Here is a 15,796-nt window from a genome sequence, read left to right on the forward strand (position 1 = left end):
TAACTTTTAAAATTTACTATAATAATATTTAATGATTACGATCGGAGGAATATATATGGCAAAAGAAAGCTCTTTTGATATTGTTTCAAAGGTAGATTTATCCGAAGTTACAAATGCTATCAATATGGCTTTAAAAGAAATTCAAAACCGCTATGATTTTAAAGGAAGTAAAAGTGAGATCTCTTTAGACGGGGAAGAAATTGTGCTTATATCGGATGACGAATTTAAAATGGGACAACTAAAAGATGTACTCATTGGTAAGCTCATTAAAAGACAAGTACCAACAAAAAACATTCAATACGGCAAATTGGAATCTGCATTTGGCGGAACCGTGCGACAACGGGGCAAACTTGTCCAAGGAATTGATAAGGAAAATGCAAAAAAGATTAATACCATTATTAAAAATACAGGATTAAAAGTAAAAAGCCAAATTCAAGATGATCAAATTCGTGTTACAGGGAAAAGTCGCGATGACTTACAAAATATAATCTCTGCCATTCGAGATGCTGATTTACCTATTGAAGTTCAATTCGTGAACTATCGATAATCGTGAATACATAAATAGAGGCACTGATGAGTTTTCAGTGCCTTTTCATTAATTCTATTTGTCTAGTAATTATGAGACCCTCTTTCACATGATTTACGGACGATAATTGAATGCGGAATAATTATTCGTTTTATCGGTTCTTTCGGGTTTTCTAGCTTTAAAATTAAGTTTTTTACCGCTTCCATTCCTAAATCAAAAATATTAATATCAATGGAAGTGAGCGGTGGGGTTGCTAACTCTGCAAATAGAGCATTATTAAAACTAATAATTGATAAGTTGTCCGGTACATTATAACCGAGGGCGTGAACCGTTTTCAAAACTCCTAAGGCCATTAATTCGTCCGTTACAAGTAAAGCAGTTGGGGGTTGACTTAAATGCATTAACTCTTTGATCGCTTGTTGTCCACCTTCAAGCAAAAATTCATCATGTGTTATATATTCTTCTTTTATCGGAATTTGATTTTCTATTAAAGCTTTTTTATAACCTGCCAAACGATCGGCCGTCACCATTAGGTTTTTATTACCGCCAATAAATCCGATTCGTTCATGACCAAGTCCTAGTAAATATTTCGTGCCATCTCTACCTGCACTAATATTATCATTGTCGACATGGGTAATTTGTTCTTGATCTTCATAAGGTTTTCCGATTAAAACAAATGGGAATTTTTTCTGTCTTAAGTAGTCTACTACCTTATCATCCTTTTTTGAATACAAAAGAATAATACCGTCAACTCGTCGTCCCTGTACCATATTTACGACGTCATTATATATTTCATCTTCTGTTTTTCCGCTTGTTAATTGCAACGTATAATGCTTGTCATTAACACCTTCACTGATGCCGCGCAATACCTCTGAGAAAAAGGGGTTTTGGAACGATATATTTCCAGAATTTGGGAAAACAATCCCTAATGTCTGGGTGGATTGGCTTGCTAAGCTCCGAGCAATAAAATTAGGATGATAACCTAATTCTTCCATTATTGTTCTAACTTTTCGTTTCGTATTTTCACTTATTCTTGGGCTATCAGCGATGACACGTGAAACAGTGGATGGTGCTACATTAGCCGCCTTAGCTACATCTTTAATCGTAACCGCCATTTTAACTATCTCCCCTTTAAATCTGCATTGGGCGTTCAGATTTTTTGCTTTAGGCGAGACTATTCGTGGTAAATTGAGAAACCACGGAGAAAAGCCTCGCCATTTTCATTCATTTCATTTAGGACCTACTATATTATAACGCCTTCTGACACGAATTGTCTTTCATATTTTGTGGTAATATTAGCATCCTTTACATTAGTTTTGTTTTACAAGTATAGGCATCTACTAATGTAATGTCTTCATTATACACTTTCATCGTTAAAGCTGTACCTTTAACAAGGGTAATTGTCGTTGTTTCACCAGTTACAAACACTTTCATTAAGCGACCACGATAGTTGATGTGGAAGCTATAATTTGTCCAGTTTTCTGGAATAATTGGTGCAAATGATAATGTTTCATCAAACGTCCGCATTCCAGCAAAACCTTGAACAATCGTTAGCCAACTGCCTGTCATTGACGTGATATGCAGTCCATCTTCCGTATCATTATTATAATTATCTAAGTCAAGTCGTGCTGTACGTGCATAAAGCTCCACAGCCTTATCAAGCTTTCTTAATTCTGCTGCAATAATGGCGTGGACGCTTGGAGAAAGACTGGATTCATGTACAGTCATTGGCTCATAGAAGTTAAAGTTTCTTTCTTTTTCTTCTATTGTAAAATGATTGCCAAAGAAATAAATTCCTTGTAGGACATCTGCTTGCTTAATAAAACAAGAGCGCAAAATACGGTCCCAAGACCAGTTTTGATTTAAAGGAAGATCGCTAGGCGCTAAATCAGACACTGGTTTTAAATCTTTATCTAAAAATGTATCATGTTGAACAAAAATGCCCCGTTCTTCATCATAAGGTAAATACATTTTTTCAACAATATCTGTCCATTTTGCTTTTTCTTCTTCATTAATATTTAGTTCCGTTATTTTTTCATTAGCAACGTCAGCCAAATTAGCTAAAGTATATTGCAATGTCCAACGGGCAATGTAGTTAGTGTACCAGTTATTATTCACGTTATTTTCGTATTCATTTGGTCCTGTAACCCCGTGAATCATATAAACATTTTTTTCCTTTTGATAATGGACACGATCAGCCCAAAAACGGCTAATGTTTACTAGTACATCAATCCCTTTTTCTAATAAGTAGGTCTTGTCACCAGTATAATTAGTATAATTATAAATAGCATAAGCGATTGCACCATTCCGGTGAATTTCTTCAAAGGTAATTTCCCACTCATTATGACATTCGATACCTGTAAAGGTAACCATCGGATAAAGAGCGCCTTTTAGCCCTTGTTTTTGTGCATTAATAAATGCCCCGTCCAGTTGATTGTGGCGATATAATAATAAGTTTTTCGTAACGGAAGGATCTGTTAATGCTAAATATAATGGCACCGCATAAGCTTCTGTATCCCAATATGTTGCTCCACCATATTTTTCACCTGTAAAACCTTTTGGTCCAATGTTTAATCTTTCGTCTTCTCCATAGTAAGTAGAGAATAGTTGGAATAAGTTAAATCGAATTCCTTGTTGAGCTGCTTCATCCCCACCAATAGTTACATCGGCAATTTCCCAACGTTTTTCCCATAATGCTTTATGGGCTTCAGCTAATTGGTGGAAGGAAATATCTTTTGTTTTTGCTAAAATGGTTTCTGCACCAACTAATACTTCAGCTTTGTCATAATCACGTGTAGTCGTTACAATAATTTGTTTTTCAATTGTTGCAGTTTCTCCATTATCAATAGTACCTGTTAACACTTCTACAACTTCCATTTCTTCTACATGAAAGTGGGCGTGCGCTAAATTCTCTGCTTTATTTTGCATCGCTGTTGCGACAGTAAATTGCTCAACACCAAATGGATTTGGTTTCGTTTCCACTACTAGTTTGTTCCGCTCGGATGTAATTGGTAGCCAAAACATTTCATCATAGTTGGCATCTTCATTTGTCACGTTACCATCTAACGCTGAATAGACTTGAATATTTGCCTTACCGTCTAAACTTGTAATCGTTAATTTAATCGCACATAGCTCTTTTACATCTAGGCTGACGAAACGTTCAAAGTTCAACTGAAACTTCTTATTATTTTTTTCAACGATAAATGAGCGTTTTAATATTCCTTCTTTCATATCTAATTCTAATGAGAAATTAGAAACCGTATCTTTGTAAAGGTCTATTGGCTCATTGTCAATTAGAACATTCATTTTGATAAAATTTACCGTATTAATTACTTTACCAAAGTATTCTGGATAACCGTTTTTCCACCAACCAACCCTAGTCTTATCTGGAAACCAAACACCCGCTAAGTAAATTCCTTGATGATGGTCTCCACCATAACCTTCTTCAAAATTCCCACGCATTCCCATATATCCATTACCAATGCTAGTTAAACTTTCTTGAAGTCGCTTATGTTCTTTCGTTAGCGCCGTTGTTTTAATTTTCCAAGGATCAATGTCAAATAATCGATTGTATGCCATCAGTCTGCCTCCCAACATGTAGTAAAAAATCCATTTCCACAATTTATAAAAATTTTTGCGTTTCTTTAATGCATAGGCTACCCTGAAAATACAGCTATTTTCATTCACCATGGCGAAAAATCGGTTTCATTGGTGGTTATGTTTAAAAATATTGTTTATCCTATTCAATTTCCTAACGAAGTTAATGCAAAAAAAATGTTTATTTGCACAGTGATTATACTTAATAATTACTATGTTTAAAATAAAAATTCCGATATTGAGCAGATAGTTAAACGAAAGATTAGGAAATCGGTTGCGCATTTGTTGAAAAAAATAAATGAGTTATATGTTATACGGTTCATTTGTACGCCATATAACTCATTTCAATCAATAAGTACGCTACGTATAGGATTGAAGATTAAGGTTAACTAATTTTTCGCTTTCCTCTTCGATACATAATATAAACGAGTAAAGGAAAAAGAATAATTATCGAGCTAAGTACTACAATATATGCAATATTTAAACCACTTTTATTTTTCAACAAGTAAATTTCACTCGTTTCAGGACTAATGACAAAATGATATTGTCCATCTTTTTCACGAATTAAATCATTTTGTAATAAACCTTTTAATTCTTGATTTATACCGATTTCCTTTTCTTCCAATTTAATATCTTGTTGTTTCGTTGTATTATTTAATGCAATTACTACCGTTTCATCATTATATGTCCGTTTATATATTGCCATTCCACCGCTCTCATACAATACAGTTAGATTGCCTCTTCTTAACGGGGCATATTTATTGCGGATACTTCCAATTTGCTCAATGTATTCAATGAGAACCGGGTCTGCTCGAAACTCCATTAGACGGCGATTATCTGGATCATTCGCCCCATTTAAAGCAATTTCAGAACCGTAATAAACGATAGGAATTCCCGGCGTCGTGTACATAAATGTTAAAGCTAGTTCCCATCTTTTTTTAGGCTGTTGCTTATTTTTGACAATGTCAAACGTAAAGCGTGGTTTATCATGGTTATCAATAAATTGTCCCATTAAATGTGGACGTTCGTAAATTGTTTCGTTCGATTCTAGAGTACTAAATATCATTGACAATGATTGATCCGGACTAGCAAAAGCTGAGCGCATTCGATCAAATAATGGATAGTCTACGAAACCGTCAATACCAGTCTTTGCATAACGGTTCAAGTAGTCCGGGTTACTGTCAAGCACCTCACCAAGTAAATAAAAATCATCTTTAACAGACTTTACTTCATTGACAAAGTCTTCCCAGAAATCCACCGGTACATGTTTCACAGTATCAAGACGATAACCGTCTATATCGGTTTCGGTAATCCACCACTTGGCAACATTAATTAGATACTCCTTCACTTCCGGATTTTCCTGAGCTAAGTCTGGTAGTCCATAGATCCAGCCGTTCTCTAACTGCTCTTGATTACTCCAGTTAATAATTTCTTTCGGTTCATGAAACCAGTCTTGTTTTTCAGGATCATGGACCCATGGGTGTTCAGGCGAAGTGTGATTGACAACAAAATCTAAAATAATTTTCATATCTCGTTTATGAGCTTCTGCCACTAAAGTCTTAAACTCTTCTATAGTACCAAAATGCTCTTCTGTATTATAAAAATCAGTAATCCAGTAACCATGGTATCCTTTAGCAGAGTTATCAAAAATGGGTGCTAACCATATAGCGGTAAAACCCATACTTTTTAAGTAATCCAGTTTTTTAATTACTCCTTGAAAATCCCCGCCATGGTATGCTAACGGATCTTGTGTGTCTACTTCGAAATCATTGTTAATGTCACCATTATTAAAACGATCTACGAGTAAAAAGTAAATGGTTTCATCTTCCCAACTACGTTCTTCTTTTTCAGTGGCACCTGCATGAGGGGCGTAAAAAAGAAGAAACGGAACTAAAACAAATGCAACAATAATTTTTTTCATTTTCTTCCGCTTCCCCCTTTTCTTTACGCCATTACTTTACCCTTTTGTACCCCCTGCAGTCAATCCTGTAATTAAGTAACGTTGTAGGAATAAGAAGACTAAAGCAATTGGTAAAGCAATTAATATCGAACCAGCAGCGAATCTAGTGAAATTGTTCGCAAATTGGTTGTTAATAAAGTTGAATAAACCTAATGCTAACGTGTATTTTTCCGGGTCACGCAACAATATTCTAGGTAGTAAGAAGTCTGTAAATGGTGCCATAAAGTTAAATAAAGCAACAACTGCTAAAATTGGTTTAGCAAGTGGTAAGACAATTTTAAAGAATACACCTAAATGTCCAGCACCATCAATACGTGCAGCTTCGTCTAGTTCACGTGGAATTGTATCGAAATATCCTTTAACAAGCCATGCATTAAATGGAATTTGTCCACCGATATACACTAGCATTAATCCGCCAAGCGTATCTAATAAACCAATAGTATTTAAGAAAATATATAGTGCAACCATCGACATTAAGGATGGGAACATTTGTAATAACAAGAATGAATATAAACCAAATTTACGACCTACAAATCGATATCTAGAAAATGAGTAGGCGATTAAAGCTGTTATAAATACGGAACCAATAGAGTTAACACTCGCAACAATTAAACTGTTTTTATACCATAATAGATAATCACTATCAGGACTTGTAAATAACCATTTATAATGTTCTAGCGTCCAGTTTTCTGGAATCATCGAACCTGAATATAAACTTGTCCCAGGATTGAGCGATATTCCAATCGTCCACAATAGTGGATAAAAAATAATTACCGCCATAAAAGCTATAAATAGATATATTAATGTAACTTCGATTCTTGATTTTGTTTTGATTGACATTAAATATTCCCCTCCTCTTTAAAGGAACGTGTCCGTCGAAATTGGAAGAAGGCGACAGTGATAACAAATAATCCAATGAGTAAGGAAATGGCTGCTGCCATATTATAGTTATTAGTATCAAAGGTTAATTTATATACCCATGAAATCAAAATATCTGTTCCACCAGCATTTTGCCCACGAACAGCTGGTCCACCTTCATTAAATAAGTATATAATATTGAAGTTATTAAAGTTACCTGTATATTGCATAATTAACAAAGGTGCAGTTGCATATAATACGTGCGGTAACGTAATAAAACGGAATTTTTGCCAACGGGTACCACCATCGACATCTGCTGCCTCATACCAGTCTTTTGAAATACTTTGTAAAACACCAGTAAATAGTGCAAAAACAAACGGGAATCCTAGCCATGTTTGAATCATAATTAACGCCAACCGTGTGTAAGTTGGGTCAGTTAACCACGGAATTTTCGTGCCAAATAGCGGGATTAAAATATCTTTATTTATTGCACCAAATGAATCATTGAACATTGCAGCAAATATTAAAATAGTAACAAAAGCAGGGACTGCCCAAGGTAAAATTAAAATGGTTCGGATAATCTTTTTCCCTTTAATTCTTGGGTCGTTCACTAGTAACGCTAAAAATAATCCTAAAGCTACCTGTAGCGTCGTAGCTACAAAAGTCCAAACTAAAGTCCATGCTAATACACTGAAAAATGTATCTGACCAAATATCAATTTTCACTAAGTTAATAAAATTATCAAAACCTACCCAATCTAATAATTTTCTAGGTGGGGAATTATATAAGTTGTAGTTTGTGAAAGCAAGGGAAATCATGAACATGATTGGTAGTAAAACTACAAATATTAACATGATAAAACCAGGAGTAATAAACACGTATGGAAATCCTGTATCCCAAGCATGTCGAATTGCTTCACGAAGTTTTGGACGACGTTTTCCGTCAAGGATTTCATTAGCCTCTTTATATGCATCGCGAATATTAATTACATATATCGTAACTGCGAATGCGACTAGGATTAATGAAATTAAACCTTGAATGAGTAATAAAATAGAATGATCGACACGTGGAATTTCACCAAGAGTTCGAATACCCCAAAATCCTGTGCTCACATATTCAAGAAGTGTGATAAGGAAAGCTGATTCTAATATAATTAGAATTAACCCCTTTCCATATCTGCGGTTATATATTTGACCAAGACCTGCGAAGAGAATGGAAAGAATCATTGCAAGTTTCGGGTTATGCTTTTTTCGTGCTGAATTATTACTATTAGCGGCTGTATTATTTATATCTTTTGCCATCTTCAATCCTCCTATACGAAATGCAGTGGATAGGATTATTCATCCTATCCACTACAAAGATTTATTACTGACCGCCACCAGCAGCTGCAATATTATCTTTAATTTGTTTTACAGCTTCGTCTAATACGCCAGTATCTTCACCTTTAGAAAGTAATTCTAGTGCTTTGTTAAATGGATCCCAAACTTGTTGCATCTCAGGAACACTTGGCATTGGTTCACCATATTGAATTTGATCTGCAAATGGTCCAATGTTAGGATCACCTGTTACTGTTGGGTCAGTTAAAGCTGCTTGGTTAGCAGGCATTTCCCCAGCTTCTTTGAAATATTTCAATGAGTTATCTTTATTTGTTACAAATTTCATGAAGTCTGTTGCCCAATATTGGTTATCAGAGTAAGCAGATAACATCCAAGATTTAACCCCAACGAAAGATTTTGCTCCTTCGCCGTTAATTTCTGGTAATTTTGCAATTCCTAGTTTGTCGCCTAATGCTTCTTTATATCCAGGAATCATCCATGGTCCGTTAAGAACTACAGCTACTTTTCCATCTTGGAATAAACCATTTAATGTATCAGCAGTAATACCTACTGGAATTTGTCCTTTATCAAACCAGTTTTTCACGACTTCACCGGCTTTTTTAGCACCTTCATTTGCTAAACCGATATCGTTTACATCATAAGTACCGTTAGTGTTTTTGAAAACATATGCTCCGTTATTTGCAAAGAATGGCCATACGAAGTAAAGGTTAGCTGCTTCCATTGCAAATCCAAATTGTTCTTTACTAGCATCTGTTTTTTCATCTGCAATTTTTTGTAGTTCTTCAAATGTTTTTGGTGCTTCACTTACGTAATCTTTGTTATAAAATAAACCGTATGTTTCTGTTACTAATGGTACACCGTAAATTTCACCATCATATGTTACAGCGGAAATTGCTGTTTCTGAGTAGTCTTTTGCTGAGTCACCTAAATCAATAGGATCTGCAAGACCTTGAAGTACGATATCACCAATTCTGTCATGTGGTTGGAAAAATACGTCTGGACCTTTTCCAACTGGACCATCAAGAGCGAGTGATTGAATTTGGTCTAACATATTAACGCCGACCATTTCAATTTTGATACCTGTTTCCTCTTCATAAGCATCAAAGATTTCTCTTAAAGGTTTCTTTTGTTTGTCTTCGTTGTTAACCCAAACTAAAAGCTTGTCCGGTTTTGCAACTTCTTCAGATTTAGCACCATCATCAGTACCAGTACCTTTATCGCTTGACCCCTCGTCACGTTTAGGTGCGCCACAGCCAGCTACAATGCCGACTAATAAAAGTAAAACCATAAATAATGAGAATACTTTTTTCAAAATAATTCACTCCTTTTTATTTTTTGTACAAACGGTTGCACCAACTTGTCTATTAATCTTCTATTATCTATTTTGAAAAGCGTTGGTGAAAACGGTTGCACCTTTCACTTATTATTATAAACATCATATTTCCAAAATGCAACTACTTTTTTTATGCTTAAATTTTACAAATAATTGACAAAGATAACGTTTGCATTTAAGATGGGTTTGTACAACTTGTGCAAACGATTGTTATAAGGAGGTTCTCTTATGTTTAAAGAAGCAATCTATCATCGACCGAAGAATGAATTTGCGTACGGCTATGATAGAGAAACAATGCACATTACCATTCGCACGAAAAAAGATGATATCGAAAGTGTGAAATTAATTTATGGTGATCCATATGAGTTTGAAAATAAAACGTGGATCACTAAAAAAGAATTAATGAAGAAAAGCGGATCGGATAATTTATTTGATTATTGGTTTTTAGCAGTTAAACCAGCGTTCAGAAGACTGCGTTACGGATTTGAATTATCGGATGGCAATGAAACAATTGTTTATACGGAAAAAGGTTTCTTTACTAATGCACCTTTAGATGATACTGCATATTATTTCTGTTTTCCGTATTTAAATCCCGCTGATATTTTCGAAGCTCCACAATGGGTAAAAAACACTGTTTGGTATCAAATTTTCCCTGAACGCTTTGCAAATGGCAATAAGGAAAATGACCCAGAAAACACCTTGCCTTGGGGTAGTTCCATGCCAACACCAACAAACTTTTTTGGCGGTGATTTTGAAGGTGTTATCGAACATCTCGATTATTTAGTTGATTTAGGGATAAATGGACTTTACTTTACACCTATTTTCAAAGCATATTCCAATCATAAATATGACACGATTGATTACTTTGAAATTGATCCCCAATTTGGTGACAAAGAAACGTTTAAAAAATTAGTAAATGAATGTCATAAACGTGGAATTCGTGTCATGCTAGATGCAGTTTTTAACCATAGTGGATACTATTTCCCACAATTCCAGGATGTTTTAAAAAATGGGGCCAACTCAAAATATAAAGATTGGTTCCACATTCGCGAATTCCCACTGCAAACAGAGCCACTGCCAAATTATGATACATTTGCCTTTACACCTAATATGCCCAAATTGAACACAGAAAATGCAGAAGTAAAAGAATATTTATTGGAAGTTGGACGTTATTGGGTAAGGGAATTCGATATTGACGGCTGGAGATTAGATGTCGCCAATGAAGTTGATCACGAGTTTTGGCGTGAGTTTAGAAAGGCTGTCCATTCCGTTAAAAAAGATGTATATATTTTAGGTGAAATTTGGCATGATTCGATGCCTTGGCTGCAAGGCGATGAATTTGATGCCGTGATGAACTATCCGTTCACATATGGGACATTAGAATTTTTTGCAAAGGATACGTTAAAAGCAAAGGAATTCTCTGAAATGATTCAACACGTACTTTGCTCTTACCCACGGAATGTAAATGAAGTTGCCTTCAACTTATTAGGAAGTCATGATACACCACGAATCCAAAATATTGCCCATTTCCATGAAGGGAAAATTCGCTTAATGTTTGCATTCCAATTAAGTTTTATCGGAACACCTTGTATTTATTATGGGGACGAAATTGGTATGACTGGTGAGCAAGATCCTGGTTGTCGTAAATGTATGGAATGGAATCCTGAAAAACAAAACCAATCGTTAAGAGATGATGTGAAAAAACTAATCTCGTTGAGGAAAACATATGCAGTGTTTGGTAGCGAGGCAGAAATGCGCTTTCTTGAAGCAAATGATGAAACAAATCATGTTGTTATTGCGAAAGAAACCGATAATGAAATTCTATATATTGTGATGAATAACTCGAACAAAAATATAGACATCACGATTCCAATTGAAAGTGAAAACGTGAACAAAGCTTATACAAACCTATGGAATGGGAAGGAATCAGCATTTGAACATACCATTACCACTTCCGTCGAACCGCATGACTTTCAATTTCTCTTAGTTAACAAAACGAAATAAACTATTATTGGCTAAGCCAAAGGTGCTTTTACCTGCTGGTTTAGCCATTTTTTTCGTCTAGTATAAAATAAGGATTTCTTGTCTAAAACTGATGCTATATAACTGTTTTGTTTTGGAGGCAACGATGAAAAAAGAACGACTACAACTTTTGAATCAGCAACAAAGGGCTTATTGTGAAGGTACGATAGACTTCATTAATAACGAATGGGTATTTTTTGATAGTGAGTCAGAAGAAGCATTTCCTTTGGAAAATTTTCTCTACCGAGAAGTCCTCGTTTTACGGATGAATCAGTGGAAAAAAGGAGTGCTAACAGAAAATTTCATCATAGAAAATAAACACGTACAATACAAACTAAAGGAAAAAGATAGCATAAGAATTAAAAAAAATATATTATTTTCTTTTGAAATACTGTTACAGGATTTAACAGATGATTCGTTTTTTTTATTTATCCGAAAACTAAATGACCTCCAATTTTCGATTTTTGATATTCTCTACTGTTATAACCACCTTCATTTTTCAGTGTTTAAGAAAGCAAAAGGTGTCAATTTCTTTATTTTAGATAACGGGGAGGCAATTTGTTCTGTGCACCACCATTTCAATTATGATAAAACTAGGGAGGATCGCTTTGAATTTACATTAAATAATGGAAAGCGAGCAATTGTCCAGCAATTACAACGAGATCATAAACATGAACATTAACACATGAAAAATCCCCTAGAATTAAGCAAAAACTAGGGGATTTTGAACTAAAATATTAGTAAAAGACATCTTATCGATTGGTTTTTCAATAAAATAACCTTGTGCATAATCACAACTTAATTTTTGTAATTCCTGCCATTGTTCCTTCGTCTCTACACCTTCTGCAACTGTTTTCACTGCCAAACCACTGCCCATTGTAATGATTGCTTCCACTATGGAGCGATCGACTGTCTTCTCTTCATTTAAATTATTTATAAATGTTCGGTCAATTTTCAGAGAGTCAATTGGTAAGTTTTTCAAGTAGCTTAATGATGAATATCCCGTACCAAAATCATCAATAGACACTTTAACTCCTAAATCTCGCAACTCTTGCATAATCTTAATCGTGTTGTTAATATTATTCAACATGCCCGTTTCCGTCAGTTCCAGTTGCAAATTATTCGGCGACAAACCTGAAAATTGAAGCGCTTCTTTTACCTGTTGTAAAAAAGCAGGGTGTTGAAATTGTTGTGCCGAAACATTAACAGAAATACTTAAATTACCTAATCCACTATCAATCCACATTTGGTTTTGAGCACATGCTTCCATTAATACCCACTTACCGATATCGAATATGAGTCCTGTTTCCTCAGCTAATGGTATAAAATCCATCGGTGGAATAATCCCAAGCTTCGGATGATTCCACCGAACGAGTGCCTCACTTCCAATAATTTGCCCCGTCTTAAGGCATACGAGCGGTTGGTAATTTAAAAATAACTCATTTTTTTTCACTGCTTTACGTAAATAACTTTCCAATTCTAACCGGTACTTAATTTGATCATTCATCTCATTGGAGAAGAATACTAGTTTATTTCCGCCAAATTTTTTAGCTCGGTTCACCGCAGTATCGGCGTATTTTAATAACGTATCTGCGTTGTTTCCGTCTTCTGGATAAAAACTAATTCCCAAACTTACTGATAAAACAATTTCTTGATCATTGATAATAAACGGTTTCGATGCCACTTTCATAATCTCATTACTTAACTGTGTAATTACTTTTACATCTGTATTTTTCGTAATTAGTAAGGTGAATTTATCACCGCCGAACTTTCCTAATGTTACCCATTCAGGTAAAATAGTAGTCATTTGTTGAGCTAACTGTTTTAGCACTTGATCTCCAACATGGTGACCGAAACTATCATTAATATTCTTAAAACGATTAATATCGATAAACATAACAGCCAATTTCCCGTGAACTTCCATCGCTTTATTTAACGCATCATTAATTAACTCTGTCATTTTTGCACGATTCGGCAAACCAGTATCAGAATCATAATATGCAAGTTGTAATATCCGTTCTTCAAACTTTTTACTTTTCGTTATATTATGAGCTGTACAAAAAATACCGATAATACTTTCGTTAATGATTATTGGAATATTTTTAAGTCGAAAAAACTGGATTTCTCCATTTTTGTTCGGCAATTGTAGCTCATATTCTATTTCTTTACCTCGAATTGTTTGCAAAAAGTACCTTTTTACACGTAATTGATCTTCCGTCTTCAAGTAACGCATTCCGTATTCACCAATTATCTCTTGTTCCTCAATTCCAAATGTCTCGGTAAATTTTTTATTAATGCTGGAAATCCTTCCGTACATATCGGTAGAAAATACAATATCTGCATTGTTTTTGAACAAGGATTTATAATAGTTAGCAGAATACGATAATGTTTGTGACAACTCGTACAGTTCGCCTGCAGTCTTTTTCGCTAAGCTCGTTAAATATAGTCTCGAAGTAAATTCATTAGTTAAGCTATTTATATATTGTTTATCTATTACTGGCTGTTTTGTAGCTGTTTCCGAAATTAGTAATAAAGTTGATGATAAATGTTGATATTGAACAGAACGATCTGTATCTAATACCAATTCACTTTGAGAAATAAATCCAGTTACAGAGCCAAATTTTTGTAAATTCGTCATTTCTTCAACAGTAGTCAACGGTAATAATTCGAAGCCCAACTTATTTTGAAATGAAAAAATGAGTTCATACTTATTTTGTAACAAGTTTTCAACTAGTTGGTTACTAGTTTCTCGTTTTTTTTCTAAATCTATATAGCCAATCGTGAAAGGAAAGCCTTCTTTAACAGGATTATTTAACTCAATTGTCCCATCATCATTTATTTTTTTTATATAATAACTTCTTAGTACTCCATTTTCCTCTACTAAAAATGGAAATTCCAAACTTGAATATGGTAGCTCTTCGATAAAAGTCGTGGAAAAATATTCTTTTAGAAAGGTCTTTGGGTTTTGAAAATTAATTGAAACTACTCTTGAATGTGCTGCTGCTGTTATTTTGTACGGACGACTAATTGATTGCCAGTCTGTATTGGCAACTGATGAAACTATCAGTCTTTCATTATATAATGCACAAACTCCAATTCCATCATCGCTCATCTCATCCATCGTAAAAATAAGCGCTTTATCGTTTAATGTGCTCGTTCCACCGGTAATAACTAAATCTTTATTCCCAGTGAGCAATGGTTCAAAAACATTACTTATATTTAATAATCTATTGGATGTATATGTAATAATAGTTTTTAAATCGGATCCATTTAATTCTTTCTTCATAGAAGTACTAATATTTGTTCTTGATCCCTTATTTGTAAATAATTTCGTTTTAACCTTAGTATGTTCAAACTGAATAATTGTAATATTAATCTTGTCGGTTTCAATTTCCCCATCAATCCATAATTCAGAAGTTGTGCAGCCTAGTAATTGGGCATTAGGTAAAAATTCGCGAAAAATTGCTTGGATTGAATTTATTTCCTTTACTTGTCTATTACATACGAATACTTGAATGAATGTTTTATCACTATTTTCAAATTGATTTTCCTTTAAAAATGATAATAACTGTTTCTCATTTTTATACTCGCAACTTTGTGTCGTTATCAATTCTGTCCACCTGCTTCCACAATCAAAACCCTCAGATATAATTAAATTATCTATCTATTAAAAATGGAAATATAAATTCTCTTCATTTAAAATACCATATTTTTATTATTAATGTAACAATAATAGAAAAAAAGAATTGCCTTTTTCGACAATTCTCTCCAAAATTCGATATTCGATACCTACTCATTTATTAAAATAGCTTGCTTCCCATTGGTAAATAAAAACCTAAGTATATCGCTGCTCCAAAGGCAATGACTAAAAGTAGCAATATTGCTCCTACTGGTTTTCCTTTAACTTTTCGAATCAGTAATATTTCAAAAGCAGAAACGGCTAACAACCCTGCGATACCTTTGACATAATATAGTGCATTTAGCGGTGCATTCACAAACAAATAAATACCAGTACCGATAATCAATAAATACGTAACTCTTAAAATCATTTGAATTATTTTTGTTGCCTTCTCATTTCCTTTATTCGCAACAACAAATCCTATAATTAATAAAATAAGTGCTAGCGCCCAACTAGTTAAATGTGCATGAATCATCTATTATTC

Annotated in this window: 11 protein-coding genes; 3 read left to right on the forward strand and 8 right to left on the reverse strand. The window is 34.3% G+C overall.

Annotated features, from left to right (window positions below):
• The first annotated feature begins 55 nt into the window (after positions 1–55).
• A complete protein-coding gene (locus BN1242_RS04770) occupies positions 56–547 on the forward strand; it encodes a YajQ family cyclic di-GMP-binding protein (protein WP_062352094.1) in 492 nt (163 codons plus the stop codon).
• 62 nt (positions 548–609) lie between these two features.
• Here the strand turns inward: BN1242_RS04770 and BN1242_RS04775 are convergent, their stop codons facing one another.
• The 6 genes from BN1242_RS04775 to BN1242_RS04800 form a co-directional block, all read right to left on the reverse strand.
• Positions 610–1,641: a LacI family DNA-binding transcriptional regulator gene (locus BN1242_RS04775; protein WP_062352097.1), complete on the reverse strand. Its 1,032-nt coding sequence runs from the start codon at positions 1,639–1,641 to the stop codon at positions 610–612.
• A 190-nt stretch (positions 1,642–1,831) separates the two neighbouring features.
• A complete protein-coding gene (locus tag BN1242_RS04780) occupies positions 1,832–4,105 on the reverse strand; it encodes a glycoside hydrolase family 65 protein (protein ID WP_062352100.1) in 2,274 nt (757 codons plus the stop codon).
• A gap of 403 nt (positions 4,106–4,508) precedes the next feature.
• On the reverse strand, positions 4,509–6,044 hold the full coding sequence (locus BN1242_RS04785; RefSeq protein WP_062352103.1) for an alpha-amylase family glycosyl hydrolase: 1,536 nt from the start codon (positions 6,042–6,044) through the stop codon (positions 4,509–4,511).
• Positions 6,045–6,080: 36 nt separating this feature from the next.
• Entirely contained in the window at positions 6,081–6,923 is an 843-nt protein-coding gene (locus tag BN1242_RS04790; protein WP_062352106.1) for a sugar ABC transporter permease, read from the reverse strand.
• The gene (locus BN1242_RS04795; RefSeq protein ID WP_062352108.1) at positions 6,923–8,242 is read right to left on the reverse strand and encodes a carbohydrate ABC transporter permease; all 1,320 of its coding nucleotides are present in this window, start codon (positions 8,240–8,242) and stop codon (positions 6,923–6,925) included. The genes BN1242_RS04790 and BN1242_RS04795 overlap by 1 nt, the downstream gene beginning before the upstream one ends.
• Before the next feature lie 64 nt (positions 8,243–8,306).
• Positions 8,307–9,590, reverse strand: coding sequence for a sugar ABC transporter substrate-binding protein (locus BN1242_RS04800; RefSeq protein ID WP_062352110.1), 1,284 nt, complete (start codon positions 9,588–9,590; stop codon positions 8,307–8,309).
• Positions 9,591–9,839: 249 nt separating this feature from the next.
• On the opposite strand from BN1242_RS04800, the gene BN1242_RS04805 reads away from it, so the two are divergent.
• Both BN1242_RS04805 and BN1242_RS04810 read left to right on the forward strand, forming a co-directional pair.
• Complete coding sequence (locus BN1242_RS04805) at positions 9,840–11,615, forward strand: glycoside hydrolase family 13 protein (RefSeq protein ID WP_062352112.1); 1,776 nt, start codon at positions 9,840–9,842, stop codon at positions 11,613–11,615.
• A 124-nt stretch (positions 11,616–11,739) separates the two neighbouring features.
• A complete protein-coding gene (locus tag BN1242_RS04810) occupies positions 11,740–12,315 on the forward strand; it encodes a DUF2777 family protein (protein WP_062352115.1) in 576 nt (191 codons plus the stop codon).
• Positions 12,316–12,336: 21 nt separating this feature from the next.
• Here the strand turns inward: BN1242_RS04810 and BN1242_RS04815 are convergent, their stop codons facing one another.
• Entirely contained in the window at positions 12,337–15,243 is a 2,907-nt protein-coding gene (locus BN1242_RS04815; RefSeq protein ID WP_062352118.1) for an EAL domain-containing protein, read from the reverse strand.
• A gap of 190 nt (positions 15,244–15,433) precedes the next feature.
• Positions 15,434–15,787 carry a DUF1516 family protein gene (locus BN1242_RS04820; protein WP_062352121.1) on the reverse strand — a complete coding sequence of 118 codons (354 nt, stop codon included), beginning with the start codon at positions 15,785–15,787 and terminating at the stop codon, positions 15,434–15,436.
• Positions 15,788–15,796 lie beyond the last annotated feature (9 nt).

Origin of the sequence: Bacillus kwashiorkori (assembly GCF_001375515.1) — a bacterium.
In the GTDB taxonomy this organism is placed as follows: Bacteria; Bacillota; Bacilli; order Bacillales; family Caldibacillaceae; genus Bacillus_BK; species Bacillus_BK kwashiorkori.